18 protein-coding genes are annotated in these 22,392 nt (G+C 48.4%); 2 read left to right on the top strand and 16 right to left on the bottom strand.

All coding sequences use genetic code 11. The annotated features are described in order from the left end of the window. Positions 1 to 190: 190 nt before the first annotated feature. The 3 genes from C1T21_RS05140 to ftsE form a co-directional block, all read right to left on the bottom strand. Entirely contained in the window at positions 191 to 1,474 is a 1,284-nt protein-coding gene (locus tag C1T21_RS05140; RefSeq protein WP_023990619.1) for a M23 family metallopeptidase, read from the bottom strand. An 86-nt stretch (positions 1,475 to 1,560) separates the two neighbouring features. Next, positions 1,561 to 2,478, bottom strand: a complete 918-nt coding sequence (ftsX, locus tag C1T21_RS05135; protein ID WP_103047463.1) for a permease-like cell division protein FtsX — start codon at positions 2,476 to 2,478, stop codon at positions 1,561 to 1,563. After that, a complete protein-coding gene (gene ftsE, locus C1T21_RS05130; protein WP_023990620.1) occupies positions 2,468 to 3,154 on the bottom strand; it encodes a cell division ATP-binding protein FtsE in 687 nt (228 codons plus the stop codon). The genes ftsX and ftsE overlap by 11 nt, the downstream gene beginning before the upstream one ends. Before the next feature lie 224 nt (positions 3,155 to 3,378). Between ftsE and C1T21_RS05125 the strand changes: the two genes are divergently transcribed. Continuing rightward, a complete protein-coding gene (locus tag C1T21_RS05125) occupies positions 3,379 to 4,797 on the top strand; it encodes a VanW family protein (protein WP_103047462.1) in 1,419 nt (472 codons plus the stop codon). A 71-nt stretch (positions 4,798 to 4,868) separates the two neighbouring features. Here C1T21_RS05125 and C1T21_RS05120 read toward each other — a convergent pair whose 3' ends face one another. Continuing rightward, entirely contained in the window at positions 4,869 to 6,035 is a 1,167-nt protein-coding gene (locus C1T21_RS05120) for an S-layer homology domain-containing protein (RefSeq protein WP_103047461.1), read from the bottom strand. 266 nt (positions 6,036 to 6,301) lie between these two features. On the opposite strand from C1T21_RS05120, the gene C1T21_RS05115 reads away from it, so the two are divergent. Then, positions 6,302 to 7,090: an alpha/beta hydrolase gene (locus C1T21_RS05115; protein WP_103047460.1), complete on the top strand. Its 789-nt coding sequence runs from the start codon at positions 6,302 to 6,304 to the stop codon at positions 7,088 to 7,090. Between the two features lie 76 nt (positions 7,091 to 7,166). Here C1T21_RS05115 and C1T21_RS05110 read toward each other — a convergent pair whose 3' ends face one another. From C1T21_RS05110 to argJ, 12 genes are all read right to left on the bottom strand, one after another. Next, positions 7,167 to 8,801 (bottom strand): glycosyltransferase family protein, encoded by a 1,635-nt coding sequence (locus C1T21_RS05110; RefSeq protein WP_103047459.1) that lies wholly within the window; start codon positions 8,799 to 8,801, stop codon positions 7,167 to 7,169. 103 nt (positions 8,802 to 8,904) lie between these two features. Continuing rightward, entirely contained in the window at positions 8,905 to 10,506 is a 1,602-nt protein-coding gene (locus C1T21_RS05105) for an ArnT family glycosyltransferase (RefSeq protein WP_103047458.1), read from the bottom strand. Beyond that, the gene (locus C1T21_RS05100) at positions 10,503 to 10,922 is read right to left on the bottom strand and encodes a GtrA family protein (protein WP_025721701.1); all 420 of its coding nucleotides are present in this window, start codon (positions 10,920 to 10,922) and stop codon (positions 10,503 to 10,505) included. The genes C1T21_RS05105 and C1T21_RS05100 overlap by 4 nt, the downstream gene beginning before the upstream one ends. Next, on the bottom strand, positions 10,885 to 11,892 hold the full coding sequence (locus tag C1T21_RS05095) for a glycosyltransferase family 2 protein (RefSeq protein ID WP_025721702.1): 1,008 nt from the start codon (positions 11,890 to 11,892) through the stop codon (positions 10,885 to 10,887). Before C1T21_RS05095 ends, C1T21_RS05100 begins: the two co-directional genes overlap by 38 nt. Before the next feature lie 23 nt (positions 11,893 to 11,915). Beyond that, the gene (locus C1T21_RS05090; protein WP_103047457.1) at positions 11,916 to 14,375 is read right to left on the bottom strand and encodes a cyclic di-GMP-binding domain-containing protein, MshE-related; all 2,460 of its coding nucleotides are present in this window, start codon (positions 14,373 to 14,375) and stop codon (positions 11,916 to 11,918) included. Then, a complete protein-coding gene (locus tag C1T21_RS05085; RefSeq protein ID WP_069292030.1) occupies positions 14,368 to 14,619 on the bottom strand; it encodes a hypothetical protein in 252 nt (83 codons plus the stop codon). Before C1T21_RS05085 ends, C1T21_RS05090 begins: the two co-directional genes overlap by 8 nt. A gap of 447 nt (positions 14,620 to 15,066) precedes the next feature. Then, positions 15,067 to 16,479, bottom strand: a complete 1,413-nt coding sequence (gene argH / locus C1T21_RS05080) for an argininosuccinate lyase (protein ID WP_103047456.1) — start codon at positions 16,477 to 16,479, stop codon at positions 15,067 to 15,069. An 86-nt stretch (positions 16,480 to 16,565) separates the two neighbouring features. Beyond that, on the bottom strand, positions 16,566 to 17,801 hold the full coding sequence (locus C1T21_RS05075) for an argininosuccinate synthase (protein ID WP_103047455.1): 1,236 nt from the start codon (positions 17,799 to 17,801) through the stop codon (positions 16,566 to 16,568). Between the two features lie 63 nt (positions 17,802 to 17,864). Further along, positions 17,865 to 18,821: an ornithine carbamoyltransferase gene (gene argF, locus C1T21_RS05070; RefSeq protein WP_103047454.1), complete on the bottom strand. Its 957-nt coding sequence runs from the start codon at positions 18,819 to 18,821 to the stop codon at positions 17,865 to 17,867. 52 nt (positions 18,822 to 18,873) lie between these two features. After that, complete coding sequence (locus C1T21_RS05065) at positions 18,874 to 20,136, bottom strand: acetylornithine transaminase (RefSeq protein ID WP_023990633.1); 1,263 nt, start codon at positions 20,134 to 20,136, stop codon at positions 18,874 to 18,876. Positions 20,137 to 20,189: 53 nt separating this feature from the next. Next, positions 20,190 to 21,029, bottom strand: coding sequence for an acetylglutamate kinase (argB, locus tag C1T21_RS05060; RefSeq protein WP_103047453.1), 840 nt, complete (start codon positions 21,027 to 21,029; stop codon positions 20,190 to 20,192). 118 nt (positions 21,030 to 21,147) lie between these two features. Next, positions 21,148 to 22,374, bottom strand: coding sequence for a bifunctional glutamate N-acetyltransferase/amino-acid acetyltransferase ArgJ (gene argJ / locus C1T21_RS05055; protein WP_103047452.1), 1,227 nt, complete (start codon positions 22,372 to 22,374; stop codon positions 21,148 to 21,150). Between the last annotated feature and the right edge of the window lie 18 nt (positions 22,375 to 22,392).

The raw sequence follows: 22,392 nt of genomic DNA, 5'->3' as shown, positions 1-22,392 counted from the left end.
CTTCTCATTATCTTGTATCCTATTACCTTACAACGCATGTCCATCCACGAAGTATACGTCTAGCTTGTACGGAATATGTTAATTGTATCCTACTCCGTGTCTCAATGCACATGTTCTTCATCGGATATTAACCATTACAGCAAAGCCCTATCTACAACCGTAATGGCTATAAATAGGGCTACCTTATCTACTATAAATAGTTCATCGGATTTACAGGTTTGTTATTTTCGCGCACCTCAAAATGACAGTGAGGTCCTGTGGAATTGCCCGTCGAACCAACTTCTGCAATTTTTTGACCCCGTTTCACAGTCTGCCCGGTATGAACCACCGTACCGCCATTGCGAATGTGTCCGTATAGGGTCCATAGCCCGTCTCCATGGTCAATCACAACTGTGTTTCCATAGCCACTCCACCATTCGGCAACAATGACAACACCATCTTCGGCTGCATGAATATCGGTTCCCTGCGGAGCCGCCATATCAACACCTGTGTGGCCTTTAAGCTTGCCAGTAATCGGATGTACCCGCATGCCAAAAGTAGATGAAAGTCGGTAATGGGATACAGGCGAAGCCAATGTGCCCGTTCCGCCTGTATACGTACTGGCTGCCGCATGGCTGGAATTCGAGGCGGCGCCTGAGGATGAAGACGCATATCGTTTGGCCTCAGCCGCACGTGCAGCCGCTCTAGCGCGTGCGGCCTTGGCAGCCTGCTCCGCTCTGAGCTTGTTCTTCTCCTGCACCAGACCCACACGTTTGTTAGCGAGTGCTACCAGCATGTCATTTTGCTCTTCGCTGATTTCATCTGACTCAGCTATATCATGATCATAATTGGAAATCAGTCTTTGCTTCTCTTTCTCTTTCGAATTCAGTTCTGCTTTGGCGTCCTGCTTGAGCGCATACAGCTTCTTGGCATTTTTATATTCCGTGTCCAGCTGTTTCTTCTTGCTTACGACCAGTGCCTTGTCCTTTTTATGCTCGTCCAACAGGATTTGATCCTGCTCCACGATCGTTTTCAGGGAATCTACCCGGCTGAGAAAGTCACTAAAACTGGACGAAGACATAAGCACGTCCATATATGAGACGGTTCCATCCGTATACATCAAGCGCACACGAGTTTCCAGCATTTTTTCCCGTGACTGGATACGATCAATGGCCTCAGCTAAATCTTTTTTGGTCGCACGCAGATTATCTTCCGTTTGATCAATCTGTACCGCAACACGAGTCAGCTGATCACTGACGCTGTTAATCTGAGCAAGCACAATTTTCAGGTTTTGCACGGTTTTATTTTTGTAATGTTGAGCATACTGTTTATCTTGAGCAGCCTTTTCCTGTTGTTGCTTGGCAGATTGGGCCTGCTTTTCCAATTGGTTCAGCTGCGAATTGATTTCACTCATGCTTTTGGCATATCCGTCAGAAGGCTGGATTAGCAATGCGGCTACCAAGGTAGCGGCCAACACAGATCCTGTTTTTTTCAACTTGCACTCCCCATCCTTTATCGCAAAATAACACCGGGCTTCCCCGTTCTAATTGATATCGACCACGACGTCCAGCCAACGCTTCTTTATACTTTTAAGAACTTGCGCATGGACAGGGTACTGCCAACAATTCCGACCAGCATCCCCAAAATAATCAGCAATGCACTCAACTGAATCCAAATGCCTTCAAGTGGCATAAGCTTCAACATATTCAGAGCTATATCGCCCTGAACGGCGGTCAGCAAACGCTGATAGCCAGTAAATAAAATACCTACAGTAATAAGGGAACCAATAAGACCAATAAGCGCGCCTTCGATAAAAAACGGCCAGCGTATAAAAAAGTTGGTCGCACCGACCAGCTTCATAATGCCAATCTCTCTGCGTCGTGCCAATATGGTCACGCGAATCGTATTCGAGATGAGGAACATGGACATGATCGCGAGTCCGGCGACGAATATAAAGCCTACATTACGAATGAGCTTCGTAATCGTAAAGAGCGTCTCTACGGTGCCTTTTCCATAACGAACCTTTAAAATCGGCTTCTCTGGATGCAACGTATTCAGCTTTTCAATCTTTTCGGCCACAAATGGAACCGTTGTTGGTTCAATAACCTCTACCACAATTTTGTCTGGGAGTGGATTGCTGTCCTTGTCAAAACCCTCCAGCAGCTCCTTGCCGCTGTCTCCCAAATCTTTGCGCAGCTCCTCCAAACCCTGAGCTTTAGTCACAAAGGTCGTTTTGCTGATTTCCGGCATCCCCGCAATTTCCTTTTGCAGCGTTTCACGCATATTCTGCTCTACATTTAGCTCCAGAAATACGTTAACCTCCACCTGACTATCTGCCTGATCAGCCAGGGAATTGACGTTGAGCACCAGCATGATAAATACGCCCAATATAAGTAATGACACAATAATCGAGGTGACGGATGCCACGGACATCCAGCCATTGCGGAATATGTTTTTGAAACCTTCCCGCACATGACGTAAGAAGGTGTTAAAAGTCATATCCGTACTCCCCTCTTACCTGATCCCTTACGATGTTGCCATTCTCAATGGCAATTACGCGTTTACGCATGGAGTTCACGATGTCCTTATTGTGGGTCGCCATCACAATGGTCGTACCCCGAAAATTAATTTCGTCCAGCAACTGCATGATCTCCCACGATGTTTCGGGGTCCAGATTTCCCGTAGGTTCATCGGCAATGATCACGGAAGGATTGTTTACGATGGCCCGTGCAATCGCTACACGCTGTTGCTCCCCACCGGAAAGCTGGGCAGGCTCACGATTCATTTTTGTTTTCAAGCCAACCAGTTCAAGCACTTCTGGTACCCGTTTGCGAATCAGCTTCTTGGGAGCTTCAATAACTTCCATAGCAAAAGCCACATTCTCATAAGCCGTCAAACGCGGCAAAAGCCGGAAATCCTGAAAAATGACTCCGATGTTACGACGAACGTAGGGAATTTTACGCTGCTTGAGCTTCCCGATATTAAAACCATTGACTGAAATTTGCCCCTTGGTAGGTACTTCTTCTCTATAAATAAGCTTCATAAAAGTCGATTTCCCCGCTCCAGACGGGCCGACTACGTATACAAATTCATTACGGTCAATTCTGACCGATACTCCTTGAAGTGCGTGGGTTCCGTTAGTATAGGTCTTCCACACATCCTGCATTTCAATCACTCGATCACTTCCCGCTGCTTAATCATATTACGCATAACCTAATAACCATTCGACATATTCCATGCATTTCCTTTAAAAACTTCTCTATTTCATCATACCGTTTATCATTGTAACAAATTTGTTACCTAAATAGTACCGAAAGTTTTCTGCTTTTGGCACATATATATGAATATTATGGCACACGAGTACGCTATCAAGCTTATCAGACAGGAGACATCTGCATTATGAAAAAAATTCATTTATCTGTCATTTGGATATGGTCTGGTGTTCTGGCGCTGGCCATGTTGTGGGGAGGACTTCATCTGTACGCAGACAGACAAACGCTGCCGGAGGGAGTGAGGGTCGGAGGAATTAACGTAGGAAGCATGGATCACACAGCCGCTCTTCGGCTGGTGGATAAAAAATTGGATGAATTGAAGCAACGTCCACTGCTTCTGACGGACAGTGACAGCAGTGCACAGGATATAAAACTTACACTCGGGGAAGCAGGGATTCATTATAAAGCGGAGGCATTTCGGAATGCCGTGAAGGCGCTCAGCTCGGAGCATCTATGGACTCGTGTACAGACACGTTTTAGCTTCGAGAAGGAATGGTCTATCACATCTTTCCGACAGGAGGAGATATTAAGGGCCCAATTCGGAGCCGATTGGGAGGAGCAACGATACGGCATGCCTATCAATGCTGTGCGACAGATTGACGGGAATGATCAGGTTCGTTATATTCCGGGGCGCTCTGCCCGACGCCTAGATTGGCCCAGATTGGACGCCGCACTAGATAAGGCGCTGCCCAAGGATTTTACCGCTTCGGAAGAGCCAGTACGAGTGGAATTACCGTTCCGTCAGCTGGAACCGAAAATTTCGGTGGACAGTCTACGTAACGAAGGGATTGAGCGCAAAATTGTCCAGTTCTCCACCAGTCTCGGCAGCAGCTCGGAAGGACGCGTCTATAACGTTAATTCAGCGGCAAGCACCGTTGATGGTTTAATTCTCAAGCCGGGTGACATTTTTGACTACGGCCAATTGATTACCAAGGCTGAGCGCACTCATGGCTTTCGTGAAGCTCCAGTGATCGTGAACGGTCGGTTGGAGTCCGGCATAGGCGGCGGGATTTGTCAGGTATCCAGCACGGTGTATAATGCAGCACTGAGAGTCGGTTTGGACATTGTCGAGCGCCGCAACCATTCTTTGCCAGTCAGCTACCTGCCCAAAGGTCAGGATGCGACTTTTGCTACAGGGTCCATTAATTTTCGTTTTAGAAACAATACAGGCAAGCATTTACTACTTCGTGCGGCTGTCCAAAACCGAACGCTTACTGTTAAATTTTTCGGTACATTTCCGTCCAATATTTCGTATGAACTGGAATCCCATACGGTTCGCGTACTTCCCATACCGGAGAAAAGACTCCGTAATGACTCACTTTCCCCCGGCTTCTATCAAGTACTTCGGCAGGGCAAAGAAGGGTATGTGGTAGAAACATTTCGAGTGAAAAAGGTAGATGGGAAAGCCGTCGAGCGCACCCGAATCAGCCGCGATACGTACCGAGCGCAGCAACGCATTATAGCTAGTTATGGCGGTGGCACATCGTCTGAGCCACAAACACGTGAACCCGAGAAGTCTATTGTCGAGGACGGTATAAGCGAATAAACGAAAAATCCCCCTTCCACTGTCGGCTGGACTTGTTCCAGACAGAGTGAAAGGGGGATTTTAGCTATAAATTACTCGCTGCGTTTACCCAAAACAGAAATTTCTACAGGCTCACTTTCATTGCCGTCTGCATCTTTAGCTTTGATTACCAGTTTAACCGTTGCTTTTTGAGTAAGCACACTGATACTAAATGTGCCGTCATCTTTGGCTACTGCACTGCCGATAGGCAGTTCGTTGGAATAGGCGGTTACTGTGGAACCTGCTTTAGCTGTCCCCGTAATTGTACCTTCTCCATCATACACATTGTTGACTTTCAGTGCTTCCGTAGTTGCAACTGCGTCAGTAGCTGTGTCTGTAGTGCTATCTGTAGTTGTATCGGTATTTGTAGTTGTCTCTGTGCTTGTCTCTGTTGTTGTAGAGTTATCCGTAGTAGTCGTGTTGTCTGTGCTTGTACTTGTGCTGCTATCTTCTGTTCCGCTGCCAGAAGTAGTCGACGTGTTACCATAAGTGGAATCTGTCACGTTGCTGTATGTGGAATCCGTTACCGTTCCACCAGGAGTCGTCGTCAGATTATCAACAGGGCTCAGGTTGTAGCCGGAAGCAGCGTCCAGAATAGCAATTGCCTCTGCACGAGTCAGCGACTTCAGTGGCTGAAATTTACCATCCGGATAACCGTTGATGATTTTTTGCTCCGCAGCTGCCGCTACACTTTTCTTTGCCCAAGATCCAATTTTGTCGGAGTCAATAAATTTAGTAACATCTGCTGCGTTACCCGCAGTGAGTCCAATAGCTTTGCCTACGATAGCCGCAGCCTCTTGACGTGTTACCTTACCATTTGGTTTGAGCTTGTTATCTGCATAGCCGCTTATGTAACCTGCATTCACGGCACTTGTCAGCTCGTTGTATGCCCAGTGAGAAGCTGGTACATCTGTGAACTTCCTGCCTCCATTACCGTTTACTTTTACACTGTCCGCATACGTTACGTCTGTCACAGCTGGAGTATCCTGCGTGAACGTACCCAAGCTGCGGTTCAGAAGAACAATAAATTCTGCACGTGTGATTGCCGCATCCGGTTTCACAGCTGCATTCAATTGTCCTGTAGCCGTCCAGCGTTCCACCTGATCTCCTGCCCAATGGCCATTTGTAGTTTGCGGAGCCGCTGCCGCTGCGCTGAATGCGCTAAGAATAAGACCTGTACTTAATACACCTGTAACTGTGTTTCTTAACTTTTTCCCCATGCTATAAATTCCTCCTCTGATTGGATTCATCATTCTTTTTTAAACACTTTACCAGAAATCAAACCCAAATAACCCCCAAATTAAAAAAATCGTCCCATATAACCACAAGCCCTCCTATTGTAGGATAAACAAGATACGGGACTTAATGCCTAGTCATCCACTTGGATATGTATATTTAGACAGGCTAAGGTATACTGAATGAATACTCGGTCATATGCTGGAACACCGCAATGAGGTCACAAAACCCTAGGAAAAGAGGTCTTCTTATGGCTCTTATTCAATGTCAGTTTTATTCGGAAGTTCTTGGCCTGAGCACATCCATGCATGCTATTCTTCCTCAGGCAACCCGTTCGCAAATTGGACTTGAGGGCAAGCAAGGAACTGGGCCACATCCGACGCTATATTTGCTGCATGGCCTGTCGGACGATGATTCAACCTGGTTGCGTCGAACCTCCATTGAACGCTATGTCGCCTCATTGGGCCTAGCTGTCGTCATGCCCCAGGTACATCGAAGTTTCTATACGAATATGGAGCAAGGAGCGGCTTATTGGACCTTTATCAGTGAAGAATTGCCGTCTTTGGCACGTTCATTCTTTCCTCTGTCCGACAAGCGTGAAGACAATTTTGTAGCCGGGCTTTCTATGGGTGGATATGGTGCTTTCAAACTGGCACTACAGCATCCAGAGCGTTTTGCAGCCGCTGCCAGCCTTTCGGGAGTCATGGATTTACACGCATCACGCACCGATCCTATGCAAAATGCGATGAGTCCAGCGGAATGGCTTAACATTTTTGGTCCAGATGAAATACGTGGAACGGATCACGACTTGCTGGAACTGTTACAACGTCATGCGGCCTTGGGGACCTCGCTTCCCCGGCTTTACCAATGCTGCGGCACGGAGGATTTCCTATATAAGGGAAATCAGGCTTTTCGTGAAACATGTAATACTGCCGGAGTCCCGCTGACCTACGAAGAAGGTCCTGGAGCTCATGAATGGGGATACTGGGACGCAAAAATTCAGGATGTACTGACGTGGCTACCGCTCAAAGAGCACTAAACAGGTTAAAAAAATCCCCGCAGCTTCCCTCATGGCACCATGGCGAAGGGATAGGCTCGGGGATTTATTATGCCCATTAGGGATTTGTCGTGGTCTCTGTTAATGGAGATCCTTTAGTTAGTGACTTGGGTAGCACCTTGTACAAGCGCCACTCACCGTTAAACTCACGTTCAAGCTGGACCCAAGGAGCGCCTTTCTCATATAAATTCGGATATACCATATTGATTTTACTCAGTGGCATACCTGACATGATCTTAGGTACCAGGATATAATCCACATGGTTATCCTGCGGATAACTTAATGCCTTATTGAACGAATAATCACTGGTAATCAGAAAGCGTTTGGGATATTGGCTGTAGACAATCATCGTGTAGGCTGAAGCCGAATCGGTCATAATGGTAGACTTCGGCAGATGCTCATCCAACCAGACGGCAATCTTACGATCTGACTCCTGTCTCACATAGTTCACATTACCCGTTCGTGTGAGAAAGCTGTTCTCATCCGGTGCAATATCCGGGCGAGTCAACGCATAGGAAAGTAATCCAGCGGTAAGCAGCAGACTGACGGACACCAGGCCAAAGGCTGCCCTCCGCCATCGTCCCTGAAGCTGGCTCAGCTCATAGGGCAACCAAGCTACGGTAATTGGGAACACGTACATAAAATAACGAAACCACCCGTACGAAGATTGCTTCATCATGAGTAAAAACTGCAACCCCGGCACTGACAGGAACAGCAGTAAAATAATCAGTGTTCCCCATCGGAACAAGCGTCCACCCAACAGACGAATGAACAGAATAGCAAACAACGGCACCGAATACCAGAGTGTTTTGGAAGCGATAAATTTCAAGGCCACCAGCGGATTGGAGAAAATCTCTACAAACTTATCATCATTCAGCAGCTCTGCCGATTGGGCTGTGTTCGAATACTCCGAATTCAGGAAGTAAAAAGCATTCCCCATAATGAGATAGTTAAAGAAAATCCACAACAGCCCGGAAAAGACCACAGGGAGCAGAAGCAGTAACCAAGTTGCCTCGACCTTGTGCAGTTTTTCTCGCAAGGCCAGTTCACGTCTGCCCATGTTTCGATGAAGAAACATGATCGCCAATACCACGCCACCCGCCATTGCCACGCCCAAAGGAACCGCTTCATAGCGAGTCCAGAACGCCATGGCAAGCGCTAATCCAGAAACAATCAGACTTGCCGTCATGCGATCCTTGAGCCACAATGCAAACTCAATCACCGTCATCATAATGAAGTATATGTATAGCGAATCGCTCAGCCCATTGGCACCAAACAGTAAAATAAACGGATTCAGTGCATACAACAGTGCCAGCATGATACTCATCCCTGAGCTAAGCCCTGTTCTGACCCCCGCCCGATACAGCAACATAGCGGTCAAAGCGGCAAAGGTAGCACTAAGAATGACAGCAGCCAATCCATAGGTGGCTAATGCCGGAAAGATTGGATACAGCAGTAGAATCACCATCTCCAGAAGACTGGGTAGTGGATTCCAGATAAATCCGATTGCACCCAGATGCGGGTCACGGCTGTACAACACATAAAATGCATTAGCTACGCGACTGAGCGCGTCTGTGTGCATATATCCCAGAACATAGCTGAAATAGATGCCCGCAGACAGCTCCAATGCAAGTATAAATACAAACAGACCTATAGCCATCCATCTGCTTGCAGACCATTTGCGAAAGGACATTCCTCTCGTTCCCCCTCAAACTTCTTGCGGTGATACAGCTGTAGCCCACTCACACCCTACAGCTGTATTCTTCCCTCCGCTACGCTGCACTAAAATATAATAATTATTTCGATTCTTCATGCTCTATTTTGTACAATCGCCACTGCCCGTCAAAGTCATGTACCAGTGAGGCCCACGACGCTCCCTTTTCGAATAAATCAGGATAGCTCCGGTTTACCTGATCCAGCGGTACCCCATCCACCAAGCGCGTGACCAAGACATAATCCACCTTGGAAGCAGGCAGATCCATCAAAGATTCTCCAAAATCAAAATCACTCGTAATCATAAACTTCTTCGGAATTTTGCTGCTCAAAATGATCGGATAGGCGGCATAAGAATCTGTCAAAATGAGAGATGTACCATAATGCTCATCCAGCCACGGCGCTATTTTCCGCTCAATAATTTGACGCTCGTAGCTTTCATTACCACTATGCGTCAAATAGCTATGTTCATCTGCTGCAATCGCGGGGTTCGTCAGTGCGTAGGATAACAAGCCTGCTGTTACCAACATTCCTGCTGTTACCAGAGAGATTCCGATCCCCCTCATTTTTCCCTTCAATAAACTTAGCTCATACGGCAACCAGGCAACCGTAATCGGGAATACATACATAAAATATCGGAACCAGCCAAAAGAAGACTGCTTGAGCATCAGTAAAAGCTGAAGTCCTGGCACCGATAAAAAAATGGCCAGTAGCGTTAACGTAGTCCAGCTCAACAGACGTTTGTCCAATAGTCGTATGAGCAAAATGGCAATCAGCGGAGCAGCATACCATAAGGTTCGTTGCCCAATAAACTTTAGCATCAGCACAGGGTGGGCAAACATGGCCACAAAGCGTTGATCCTCCAACAAAGCCGCTGATTGTGTGGAATTGGAATATTGCGAGCGTAAAAAGTAAAGCGGATCACCCATGATAATCCAGTTAAAAAAGAGCCACAGCAGACCGGAAAAGACCAGTGGCAACAACAATAGAAGCCATGTCGCTTCCACCTTGTAGAGGCGCTCTTTTAAAGACAATTCCGTTCTAACCCTCTCTCTGTTTGTACGCCACCGATGCAGAAAAAAGATCGTCAGCAATACACCCAAAGCCATCGCAACGCCAAGCGGGACCGCTTCATAGCGTACCCAAAATGCTAGTGCAAGCGCAAAACCGGATACGATCAAATTCGCCGCCTTGCGATCCTTCAACCACATACAAAATCGACTCACTGTCAACAGGATGAAAAAGATATATGGCGAGTCACTTAAGCCGTTGAAGCCAAACAGAAACATAAATGGATTCAGTGAAAATAACAGCGCAATCAGCAAGCTAGTTGCACCGTGAAGCCCCAACTGTTTGCCCGTCGCATACAATAATGCCGCGCTCGCCCCTGCAAACAGGCTGCTCACAATCACTGCCGCCAGCCCGTGGGAAGCGAGTACTGGAAATAAAGGATAAAACAACAGCACGATCAGTTCCATCAAACTGGGCAGCGGATTCCATACAAACCCGATAGCACCCAAATGTGGGTCACGACTGTATAGCACATAAAATGCGTTAGCCACTCGACTGAGCGCATCGGTATGCATATAACCAAGATACAATGCAAAATACACACCCACGGCCAGTTCAAGAGCAGTAATACAAGCAAACAACGATAGAAATTTTCCGTGTTTTCTTAAAATCATGAAACCTCTTTCTGACGCTGTTGCGGAACGGAGAAGATCCAGTAGCGGTTCCAGAAATAATTATGAACAGGCACGATGATGGTGGTTAGTACTTCACCGATCAGATACGACCAACCGATCCAGTGAATGGTCACGTACATCAGAGCGGCATTTAAGAGCAAGCCACAGGTACAGACCAATAAATATTTAAGAAACTGGGTGCGGCTTCCCTCGCCGGTAGGCTCGAACGTCCAGTTTCGGTTCAGCACATACGAAACGAGCAATGTAACCACGAATCCGATTGTAGTAGCCGTTACTGCTGGTACCGTAAACAACTCCACCAGCAGCACAAGCACACCAACATGGATACCTGTACCCAGCAACCCCACAATACCGTATTTAATGATTGGATACTTTAGATATGAACGTCTGATCATGTTGATTAAACTCCCTGTCCACCCACAATCGGTCAGCATTCGCCCGTTTATCTGCTATCAGATAGCGAGGCCTAGCTTTGACTTCGTGATATATGGCGGCAATATATTCTCCTACCACTCCAATCGACAGCATGAGTACACTGCCAATAATCAAGAGCAGCAAAATGACAGTGGTAAAACCGGTCACAGCGTCACCCGTTAATTTGCGCATTAAGGTCTGAATCCCCAATACGACTGAAATCAGCATAAAAATGAGGCCCATCAGACTTACTACCCGCAACGGTACTGTCGAAAACGAAACGATCGCTTCTGCTGCCAGTCGAATCAGCCCTAACGGACTCCAGCGGCTTGGCCCCTCTTCGCGTGGAGCCACCCGGAATGAAATCTGGGTTTTGCGGAAACCTAGCCAGGCCGTCATCCCACGGAAAAATGGCATCCGTTCTGGCATCGCCATCCAGGCATCCACCACTCGTCGATCCAGTAGCTTATAATCGGAGGCATCCTTGAGATTAAAGCCCGTCAAGCGGTTCAGGGTCGCGTAGAACAAAGAAGCTCCGAGCTTTTTGCCCACCGACTCTTCTCCCCGAAATTCTTTCACACATTCGACCAAATCATAACCTTCATTTTGCCATAAACGTACCATTTCTCCAATCATTTCAGGAGGATGCTGCAAATCACCGTCCATGACAATGATTGCATCGCCAGAGGCATTTTCCAGACCTGCACACAGCGCCAGCTCCTTGCCGAAATTCCGACTCAGCCGGAGCGCGAGCAAAGAGGGCATACGACGGGACAACTCGGACAGCTTGAGCCACGTATCGTCTTTGGAACCATCATCTACAATGATGAGCTCATAGCGTGAGGTGACAACAGACAGTACCCCATCAATTACCTTAAGTGAACGCTCGAGATGCGAGCTTTCATTGTACATGGGAATGACGACGGATAAAAAAGGTGTTTTTGTCTCCATTCTTGCTCCTTCTTTCTTCATATTCAGGAGGACTGTGCCGGAGTATCATCCAAATCGTGCATATCGGTCAGACCATGGGTGGTCTTCTCCCAATAGAACGGCTTGGTAATGAGCTGCCAAGCGGCTTTCACCGCAGCTATACTCATAAGTACCCAATATAACGGCGAGAGTAGCCCGTATTTGACCATCGCGTATGAAAATGTTCGTTCACCGCGCTCTTCCAGTTCCCCGATGACCCAATACATTCCGGCCACATTACTGAATACGAACAGAAAGTTACCGATATAAAACTCCGCGCTGGCCAGGTAATACACATAACCCGGGAATAGCTTGGGAATAAAGGACAACTCCCAGCCAAACCATAAAATAAGCAACCCCCAAAAAATCGGATTCAGCAATGGCAACATCGGAGTTGCCAGAATCATCACCTGGAAGCCGAAAAAGCCTTTCCAGCCCACTTCGCGCACCAGCTTAACCGGATTTCGCATATGAACCAGCCATGTCTGCATATACCCCTTGATCCAGCGTGACCGCTGACGAATCCAGTTGCCCACGCGGCTGTTAGCTTCCTCCCATGTGCGGGAATCAACAATAGCAGTTTTGTAGCCGCCTTTATACAGACGTATGCCCAGATCGGCATCCTCGGTTACATTATAGGGGTCCCACGCATTAATATCTTTTAATACAGATACCCGAAAATGATTGGATGTGCCGCCTAAAGGAATTGGGGTATCTAACTGCATAATACCTGGTAGCAGTAGCTCGAACCACATACTGTATTCTTGAGTGAACCAGCGGGTCAGCAAATTTTGTGTACTATTAAAGTAGTTAAGCTTCGCTTGAATACACGCATAATGCTCAGGGAGTGAATCGAACGCTGCAATGACCTTTTTAAGCTGATCAGCGTCGGGACGATCTTCAGCATCGTAAATCACGACAAATTCGCCACGTGCCCGAATCAGTCCATAATTACATGCCTTCGGCTTGGTTTTCGGCAAACCGTCTGGAACGACCAGTGTCGTGTAATAGGCCGGCAGCTTCATTTCCCGAAGTAGCTCGATCGTCTCAATGTCATCCTCTTCAATCAGCAGCCGCACATCCAGCTTGGACTTTGGATAATCCAGCTGCTCCAAATTCCGCAACAACATCGGAAGTACGCCCGCTTCCTTATACATAGGTACCAGAATGGTATAGATCGGCAGTTTCTTTTCATCCATGGCGTCAACTTCTTCCTTCGTAAAACGAAGCTGCGCCCCACGCCGGGAACCGAGATAAATAATGCCAAACTTAAATAGCGTCATCGCAAAATAAAACAGCTGAATCATCATATTGATGATCAACACCGTTTTCCAACTGTTCCATAAGAGACCGAGCAGTGTAATCATACCCATGGCCGCGAACACCCAAAGTTGTCCCTTTGTAAAAGTCGTCCGCGCCGAATTGTGCGGCTCTTTTTCCAACAGCCCGGTCGTGCTCTCCTGCATCATTTCTTCACCGTAGATTTTACCCCAGAGCTGCTCCATCTCTTCCTTCGTAGCAAGCACCTGCTCTACCGGCATACCCAAAATTTCTTCCAGCTTCAAGCGTCGCTCTTCTGGCAGTGGATCGCTGACCGCCACAATATAACGGTTCATATATTGATGGATGACGACCACGCCATAAGCCATTGCCACTTGCTCGGGTAGTTTGTACGCCGCATCCAGCGCGAGCTCCTCACCAATACGCCCGATTCGGTTCTGTGTAGCAATCGCGCGGTACAAATCCGCAGGTTCCAGCATTTGCAATGAGAGCAGGATGTCACCAAGCAGCCCACCGCTCTTCGCCTGGAACTCCAGTGCACGCTCCAGTTGTTCCGGCAATATATAGCCGGAACGAACCAGCATATCGCCTAGGCGCTCTTTGGACTCGTCGCCGCCAACCTGTTCCTGGAGCTGCTCAGCTGTAATGAAGCCCATCTCTACAAGAATATCGCCCAGCCTGCCACCGTAGCGCTTCTGGTTGCGGATGGCATCTGTCAGCTGATCGCGGGTGATCATCCCGTTCTCCACCAGTTGATCCCCCAGACGGGCCTTGCCGTTTCGTCCGCTCTGCGTTCCTCTTGCTGCCTCTTCGCCTTCCGTACCAGGGATACTGGAAGCAGCGCCCATAGCCGTTCCTGCCGCTACCTGTTCCTGCCCAGATGCATATTGGACTTGAGCCTCCTGCACCTGTCCATCCTGTAACCCTTCATCCAGCAATTGTTCCACAGCTGCTGCTGTATCATTGGCGTTCTGTATCGCCTGGATACGAAGTTCTGTATCCTGAAGTCGCCGTTCCAACTCTTCGATATGAAAATCAAGCTTGTACAGCACCGGGGCCTGCTCTGACCGCTGAGCCTCTAGCTGTTGTTGCAGTTGTTCGATTCGCTGACGCTCTTCTTTTATTCTTCTCTTGGTTTGGCGAATTGAAACTCCTCCAACCTGCCACCTAAGCTTGTCACCCATGAATTCCCGCCCTTTCAATCCAGCGCCGCTCTTCCGCAAGCGCATCTGCAAGCAGCTGCTTTAACTCCGCATCCCGCTGCTTTTTCCGCTCCAGCGCCGCGTGAAAAAGTTCCCGCTCCTCACGCAGTAACTCCTCCGCTTGCACCCGTTCCTCATGCAATGAAGATATCAGTTGATCGGCTTCGGAAGCGCGATAACCGATCCAAGCGCTCTTTAACTGACGCGCCGTCCTTTTAGTTCTCATAATACCTCCCTGGATCATCCCGACTCTGCCTTCAGCTACGTCGCTACTTTAGAGCTTTTACTTACCGTTCTCCCAAAACCAGGACATACCTATGTTCTCATTCAAGCCCTTCATTTACACATTTATGAAATTCCCCTGATCAAAAGAGCCCCTAGTAACTTGACATTTATTTATTGAATATAGTTCTTGTCCTATTGAATTGGTAATTCGATGAAAAACTTAGTGCTATTCTACCATAATCATCATAGGTGTAGTATACAAAAATGTAAATTCTAGAAACTTTCACACCAGTGTATTAATAGGTATTTGGAACTATGAATTAATGCCCCCAAAAACACAAAAGACACCGCGAACGGTGCCTCTGAAACTTAGATTGCTAATTCCTTAAAATTTGATTTTACACAGCATCCCGCTGCTATGCAAGAGAATAATATCTTTCTTTACTGATTAATTTTTCGACTTGTGCCCTTCAAACCATGTTGATGTATTCGCCAGGAGCTGTTCACTGCGCCCAATAGCTGCCTGTACCTGCCCGGTAGCGGTTCCGCCATATACATTCCGTGCATTAACCACCGCTTCTGGTTGAAGTACCTCATAGATACGCTCGTCAAACAGATCCGAAAACTTCTGGAATTCGTCCAGTGTCAGATCAAGCAAGTATTTTCCATGCTGGATGCAATACAGTACGGTTTTGCCAATGACCTCATGCGCCTGACGGAACGGAAGCCCTTTGCCGACCAGGAAGTCCGCAATATCCGTTGCGTTGGAAAAATCCTGGTTGACCGCTTGACGCATACGATCCTTGTTCACCTTCATCGTGGCGATCATCGGTGCGAACAGTTGCAAGGCTCCTTCCAGCGTGGCAACGGTATCGAACATCCCTTCCTTGTCCTCCTGCATATCCTTGTTGTACGCCAGCGGCAAGGATTTCAGTACGGTCAACAAGCCCACGAGGTTTCCATAGACACGTCCGGTTTTACCACGTACCAGCTCTGGTACGTCCGGGTTTTTCTTCTGCGGCATAATGCTGCTGCCTGTGCAAAAAGCATCATCCAGCTCGACAAAACCAAACTCCGTGCTGCTCCATAGCACCAATTCTTCGCTCAGACGAGACAAATGCGTCATAATCAGCGAGGCGCCAGCCAGGAACTCTACGATAAAATCCCGGTCGCTGACGGCATCGAGGCTATTTTCATATACACCATCAAATCCCAGCTGCTCGGCTACAAAGTGACGGTCGATCGGAAAAGTGGTCCCGGCCAAAGCGCCAGCACCGAGCGGCAACACGTTAATCCGCTTGTAGCTGTCTTTGAGTCGGTCAATATCACGCTCCAGCATAGACACATACGCCAGCAGATGATGTGCAAATAAAATAGGCTGCGCACGCTGCAAATGTGTGTATCCAGGTACAATCGTGTCCAGATTATCCTTTGCCTGGCCGATTAATGCAGCTTGTACATCATGCAGCATACCCACCAGCGATACCACACGTCCGCGCAAATACAAGTGCATATCCGTTGCTACCTGATCGTTACGGCTGCGTCCAGTGTGCAGCTTACCCCCGACCGGACCAATGGCCTCAATTAGATTTTTTTCGATATTCATATGAATATCCTCATCCGAAACGGAAAATTCAATTTCCCCACGGCGGATACGCTCCAGGACCGTGTGCAGCCCTTCCTTGATCGTGTGTGCATCCTCCTGCGGAATAATTCCGCATTTCCCCAGCATGGCCACATGAGCCAAACTGCCTTGAATATCTTCTTCCGCCAACGCCTGATCAAACCCGATAGAAGCCGTATATTCCTCTACCAGCTTGTTCGTTTGCTTCGTAAACCGTCCGCCCCATAGCTTACTCATTGCATGATCCCCTCTCTGCATTACAAGCCGCCCTCGTCGTTTGGACAAGAACGGCCCGCATCCCGTACATTTTTTAGGTTACATCATTATTTATGATTTTGTGTTACGCCCGCATTGACCTTCAAACGCAGAGCATTCAAGCGGATAAAGCCTGTTGCATCGCCTTGATCGTAGGCTTGTGTCGGATCGGCTTCCATAGTCGCAATGTCCGGGTTGTACAAGCTAACCGGACTTTTAACGCCTGCGCCGATAATATTGCCTTTGTACAGCTTCACGCGTACGGTACCACTGACATTTTTCTGACTCTCATGAACCAGAGCCTGCAAAGCAACACGTTCTGGCGCGAACCAGAAACCGTTGTAAACCAAGGTAGCATAACGGGTAATCAGACTATCGCGCAGATTCATAACCTCGCGGTCCATCGTGATAGATTCCATTTTGCGGTGAGCTGTGAACAGGATCGTACCGCCCGGCGTCTCATAGACTCCACGACTCTTCATGCCAACAAAACGGTTTTCCACCATATCTACACGTCCGATACCATGCTTGCCGCCCAGTTCATTCAGTTTTTCCATCACTTGCAGCGGAGTTAGCTGTTCTCCGTTCAAAGCAACGCAGTTACCTGCTTCAAACTCCAACTCCAAATATTCTGCTTCATCAGGAGCGTCCTCAGGCGCGTTGCTGAGCAAGAACATTTCTTTATTTTCAGGAGCGCTCGGATCAAACCAAGGGTCCTCCAGCACGCCGCTTTCATAGCTGATATGCAGCAGATTACGGTCCATGGAGTATGGCTTGGCTGCAGAAGCGGTTACCGGAATGTCGTGTTTTTCCGCATAGGCAATCATTTCTGCCCGGCCCGGAAACTGATTGCGGAACTCTTCCAGCCGCCAAGGTGCGATCACCTTGATATCCGGCGTTAACGCCGCCGCGTTCAGCTCGAAGCGCACCTGATCGTTACCTTTGCCTGTTGCGCCGTGAGCGATTGCTGTTGCTCCCTCGGCAATCGCAATATCGACCATCCGCTTAGCGATCAATGGACGTGCAATACTCGTTCCGAGCAAATATTGTCCTTCATATAAAGCACCCGCCTGAAACATCGGATAGATAAAATCCTTGGCGAATTCATCACGCAGATCATCAATGTACACTTTGGAAGCGCCCGTAGCGAGTGCCTTTTCCTCCAAACCGTCCAGTTCTTCCTTTTGACCGATATCTGCGGTGAATGCGATGATTTCAGCATCATAAGTTTCTTTGAGCCATTTCAGAATGACCGACGTATCCAGACCGCCGGAATATGCGAGTACGATTTTTTCTTTTGCCATTGTTGAAGTCCTCCCCGAATGCTTCTAGCCTTTATCTTTTTTACCTATCAATACCTATCAACCTTATGCCATTAAAGCAACTAACAGCGCTTTTTGCGCATGCAGACGATTCTCCGCTTCATCAAAGATGACCGAATTCGGACCATCGATTACGCCTGCGCTCACTTCTTCCCCACGATGCGCAGGAAGACAATGCAGGAATAAATAATCCGGCTTCGCCAGCTTGACCAGCTCCTCATTCACCTGGAAATCGGCAAAAGCAAGCTCCCGCTCCTTCTGCTCTTCCTCAAACCCCATGCTCGCCCACACATCTGTGTAGATCGCATCCGCATCTTGTACTGCTTCCTGCGGACTTTGGGTTATAACGATCTCACTACCTGTCTGTTTGGCAATTTCACGGGAAGCTGCGACCACACTCGGGTCCGGCTCGTATCCAACTGGACTTGCAATGGACACATGCACTCCAAGCTTTGCTCCCCCAATCAAGAGGGAATGAGCCATATTGTTACCGTCTCCGATGTAAGCTAATTTGAGCCCTTTTAGCTTACCCTTTTGCTCATACAAGGTTTGATAATCGGCTAGTACTTGGCATGGATGCGCCAAATCACTCAATCCATTTATCACAGGAACGGACGCATAACGTGCCAACTCTACCACATTATCGTGCCCAAAGGTACGAATCATAATGCCATCCAGATAACGTGACATGACTTGAGCCATGTCGCTAATCGGTTCGCCGCGTCCCAGTTGAATGTCATTTTTGCTGAGGAAAAGGGCATGCCCGCCCAATTGATACATACCGACTTCGAAAGATACCCGTGTACGTGTAGAGGATTTTTCGAAAATCAGTCCGAGCGTTTTCCCTTTTAGCGGCTGATAGGTTTCCCCGTTTTTGTGCTTACGCTTAATTTCAATGGCGAGATCAATTAAATACTGGATTTCCTCTGGAGAGTAATCGTCCAGCTCCAGGAAGTCCCGTCCTTTCAAATTCATCTGCTGCAGTGCGCCGCTCTGGCTCATGCTATCGTCTCCTTTTACACTCTAGTCTAGGAAGGATGATTTGGCCTTTACACTAAGCCACATGCTCCCGAATCAATTCAGCAATCAATGTTACAGCCTGATCTATTTCGTCTTTCGTTACATACAAGTTAGGCAACAGACGAATCACGTTCGGTCCTGCTGTAATGAACAGAATGCCCTTCTTCTGTCCTGCCAAAACAAGCTCCGCTACCGGTTCCGCACACTCAATACCGACCATCAGACCTTTTCCACGGATATCCTTTACAAACGGACTATCCCCAAGCTGCTTTTGCAGACTATGGAAAAGGTAATCTCCCATCTCAGCTGCACGTTCTGGCAGCTTGTCATCAATAATCGTTTCAATAGTAGCTTGAACCGCTGCCATAGCAAGTGGCGTACCTCCAAAGGTAGAACCATGACTGCCCGCTGTGAACGCTTCACGCAAATATCCTTTGCCTAGCATCGCACCCACAGAGAAACCACTGCCCAGTCCTTTCGCCAATGTAAAGATATCCGGCTCTATACCATAATGCTCAAAGGAAAACAGCTTGCCCGTCCGTCCCATACCTGTTTGCACCTCGTCAATGATCAGCAGCAAACCATGCTCGCGGCACAGCTTTGTAATCACATCTACGAAAGCAGGGTCTACCGGATACATACCACCTTCGGCCTGCACCATTTCCAGCATAATTGCCGCCGTATGCTCACTGATGGCTGCTTCAAGCGCCGTCTGATCATGAAGCGGAACACTTTTGAACCCGGCAGGAAGCGGTAAAAATCCCTCTTTAACTTTGTCCTGACCCGTAGCGGTCAAGGTTGCCAGCGTCCGTCCGTGAAAGGATTGCGTGAACGTAATGATTTCATAGCGACCGGTCTGCTTTACCTTCTGGTGGTAACGACGCGCCAGCTTAATTGCAGCTTCGTTCGCTTCGGCCCCGCTGTTGCAGAAAAACACGGCATCTGCGCTGCTATTGGCTGTCAGCAAGGCAGCAGCCCGTTCTTGCCCCGGAATATGAAACAAATTGGATACATGCCACAATTCATCGATTTGTTTTTTCAATCGTTCAGCTACTGCTTGAGGCGCATGGCCGAGATTGGTAACGGCAATGCCTGACATGAAATCCAGATAACGCTTGCCCTGATCGTCCCACAGCCAGCTTCCTTGTCCTTTCACCAGTGTAAGCGGGTATCTTGCGTAGGTTGGAAAAAGGGAGCTTTCTGTCTGCGCTTTTGCCGACACCTTTTCCGTTTGCACTCCGCTCCCATCCGTGCTTGGCATTTCCTCGCTCACCAGCGTATTCGGTTCCTTACTCATTATGTTCACGCTCCTTTATCGTTTGGTTATATAGGTCGAGCTATATATTGCAATTACTGCATACGCACGATGCGTGTTCCAATCGATTCTCCGCCCAGCACACGGCTTAGTACCTGCGGTTCGCTACCGTTCACAATGACGACTTCCTTCACTTTGCCATGGATACAGGCAATAGCCGCTCTCACTTTCGGGATCATACCACCGTATATTTCACCTGTGCTGATCATATCCTCAATCTCCTGTACGGTGATAGAGTCCAACACTTTCTTTTCTCCGCCATACTTCTTCAATATGCCTGGTACATCTGTAACGACGATCATCCGACTGACCCCCAGATGAGAGGCTACCGAACCCGCCGCTGTATCCGCATTAATGTTGAAACGCTGACCAGATCGATCAATCCCGATGGGTGCAATAACAGGCATATAGTCCATATCCAGTACACCTGTAATAATCGAGGCTTGAACGGATGTTACCTCTCCGACCCAACCGACCTCTGCGGCATTGGACACAGGCTTGGCTTCGATTAAATAGCCATCACTGCCTGACAACCCCAACGCTCGGCCCCCATGCATCCCTATTCTACGTACAATCTGCTTGTTAATGCTGCCTGCCAGTACCATTTCCACGACATCCAGCACAGGTTCGGTCGTTTTGCGTAATCCATGAATAAACTCTGTTTCGATCCCCAGCTTCGCCAAGTTGTCGGAAATCGCAGGGCCACCGCCATGTACAATGACAGGTTGAAGACCTTCCGACTGCAAACGCGCCAAATCTTCAAAAAAGGAATCAGGTAACGCAGCCAGCGTACTTCCTCCGCATTTCATCACAAAATTACGACGTGCCACTCCCGCATGATTCGCTTGATCCGCGTGTTCCACTGCCGATTGCATATCATCTCTCCTTTTCTTCTCTGCATATCCGTGCAATTTTCAAATGATGCTGGACTTCCATCCGTTCGTTGCTTCTATTATCTACTATCCTTATTCAATCCGTATTTTATTCTGGTATCTATGTTCGATAAGCAGCGTTAATCCGCACATAATCATAGGTTAGGTCACAGCCCCATGCTGTAGCGGTTCCGTTCCCGTGATGCAAATCAACAATAATTTGCACCGTATCTCCCCGCAAATAGGCTAGCGCCTCTTCTTCGTCAAAAGCGACCGGACTCGATTGGCTTAGCACAACAATATCACCCAAGCGAATATCTACCGTATCTGGATTAACTGGCTCTCCAGCACGCCCTACGGCCGCAATAATCCGTCCCCAATTCGCATCTGCTCCGAAGACGGCTGACTTGACCAGACTGGACCCAACCACCGTCTTAGCTATCGCTTGAGCGGACGCATCGCTTACCGCTCCGCTTACAGACACCTCTACCAGCTTCGTAGCACCCTCTCCATCGCGAGCAATTGCCTTCGCCAGCTCTCGGCAGATATAGGTGAACGCCTCGGCAAAAGCGTCCCAATCGGGATGCCCTACGTGCAGTTCACGGTTGCCAGCCAGTCCGCTCGCCATGGCGATTAGCATATCGTTCGTGCTCGTATCCCCATCCACCGTAATCATATTAAAGCTGGTATCCGTTGCCTGCTTTAATAGTTGATGAAGCGCCGTCTGTCCGATCGCTGCATCACAGGTCATAAAAGCGAGCATTGTTGCCATATTCGGATGTATCATGCCCGATCCCTTGGCCGCCCCGGCTATGTGTACGGTCACACCGTCCACTTCAACCGCCACACACGCTTCCTTTTTAACTAAATCCGTTGTCAGAATGGCTTGCGTAAATTGCTCCGCTCCATCGTTTGCCCCGTTCATACGGTCAGGTAAGGAGGATATACCTTCAAGCACACGATCCATTTTCAAAGGCTCGCCGATCACGCCCGTCGAGGCGACGGCTACATTGCTCTCAGCAACACCCAGCTCACGAGCCGCAGCCGAACGCATAGCGTAGGCATCCTGCTCTCCTTGTTGTCCCGTGCAGGCATTGGCGTTCCCGCTGTTCACCACTACTGCCTGCAATCGACCATCTGCCAAGCTCTCGCGGGTCACCTTCAGCGGTGCAGCTTGAAACACATTGGTGGTGTACACCGCAGCAGCTGTCGCTTCTACCTCGCAACGAATCGCGCCCATATCGTTGCGGTTCGAATTTTTCAGTCCGCAGTGTAATCCCCCGGCTGTAAAGCCACGCGGAGTTACGATGTTGCCTCCGTTTACTACTGTAAACTCTACTTTGCCCATAATTATATGCCCTCGTTC

It is taken from the genome of Paenibacillus sp. F4 (genome assembly GCF_002894905.1).
Taxonomy (GTDB): domain Bacteria; phylum Bacillota; class Bacilli; order Paenibacillales; family Paenibacillaceae; genus Paenibacillus; species Paenibacillus polymyxa_B.
The sequence above is the reverse complement of the archived record's forward strand: the minus strand, read 5'-3'. Positions and strand labels throughout refer to the sequence as shown.

Bases quoted from the DNA above. Each gene is read 5' to 3' on its own strand.
- ftsX (WP_103047463.1), bottom strand. From the start codon at position 2,478: ATGACTTTTAACACCTTCTTACGTCATGTGCGGGAAGGTTTCAAAAAC.
- C1T21_RS05125 (WP_103047462.1), top strand. From the start codon at position 3,379: ATGAAAAAAATTCATTTATCTGTCATTTGGATATGGTCTGGTGTTCTG.
- C1T21_RS05120 (WP_103047461.1), bottom strand. From the start codon at position 6,035: ATGGGGAAAAAGTTAAGAAACACAGTTACAGGTGTATTAAGTACAGGT.
- C1T21_RS05115 (WP_103047460.1), top strand. From the start codon at position 6,302: ATGGCTCTTATTCAATGTCAGTTTTATTCGGAAGTTCTTGGCCTGAGC.
- C1T21_RS05110 (WP_103047459.1), bottom strand. From the start codon at position 8,801: ATGTCCTTTCGCAAATGGTCTGCAAGCAGATGGATGGCTATAGGTCTG.
- C1T21_RS05105 (WP_103047458.1), bottom strand. From the start codon at position 10,506: ATGATTTTAAGAAAACACGGAAAATTTCTATCGTTGTTTGCTTGTATT.
- C1T21_RS05100 (WP_025721701.1), bottom strand. From the start codon at position 10,922: ATGATCAGACGTTCATATCTAAAGTATCCAATCATTAAATACGGTATT.
- C1T21_RS05095 (WP_025721702.1), bottom strand. From the start codon at position 11,892: ATGGAGACAAAAACACCTTTTTTATCCGTCGTCATTCCCATGTACAAT.
- C1T21_RS05090 (WP_103047457.1), bottom strand. From the start codon at position 14,375: ATGGGTGACAAGCTTAGGTGGCAGGTTGGAGGAGTTTCAATTCGCCAA.
- C1T21_RS05085 (WP_069292030.1), bottom strand. From the start codon at position 14,619: ATGAGAACTAAAAGGACGGCGCGTCAGTTAAAGAGCGCTTGGATCGGT.
- argH (WP_103047456.1), bottom strand. From the start codon at position 16,479: ATGAGTAAGCTATGGGGCGGACGGTTTACGAAGCAAACGAACAAGCTG.
- C1T21_RS05075 (WP_103047455.1), bottom strand. From the start codon at position 17,801: ATGGCAAAAGAAAAAATCGTACTCGCATATTCCGGCGGTCTGGATACG.
- argF (WP_103047454.1), bottom strand. From the start codon at position 18,821: ATGAGCCAGAGCGGCGCACTGCAGCAGATGAATTTGAAAGGACGGGAC.
- C1T21_RS05065 (WP_023990633.1), bottom strand. From the start codon at position 20,136: ATGAGTAAGGAACCGAATACGCTGGTGAGCGAGGAAATGCCAAGCACG.
- argB (WP_103047453.1), bottom strand. From the start codon at position 21,029: ATGCAATCGGCAGTGGAACACGCGGATCAAGCGAATCATGCGGGAGTG.
- argJ (WP_103047452.1), bottom strand. From the start codon at position 22,374: ATGGGCAAAGTAGAGTTTACAGTAGTAAACGGAGGCAACATCGTAACT.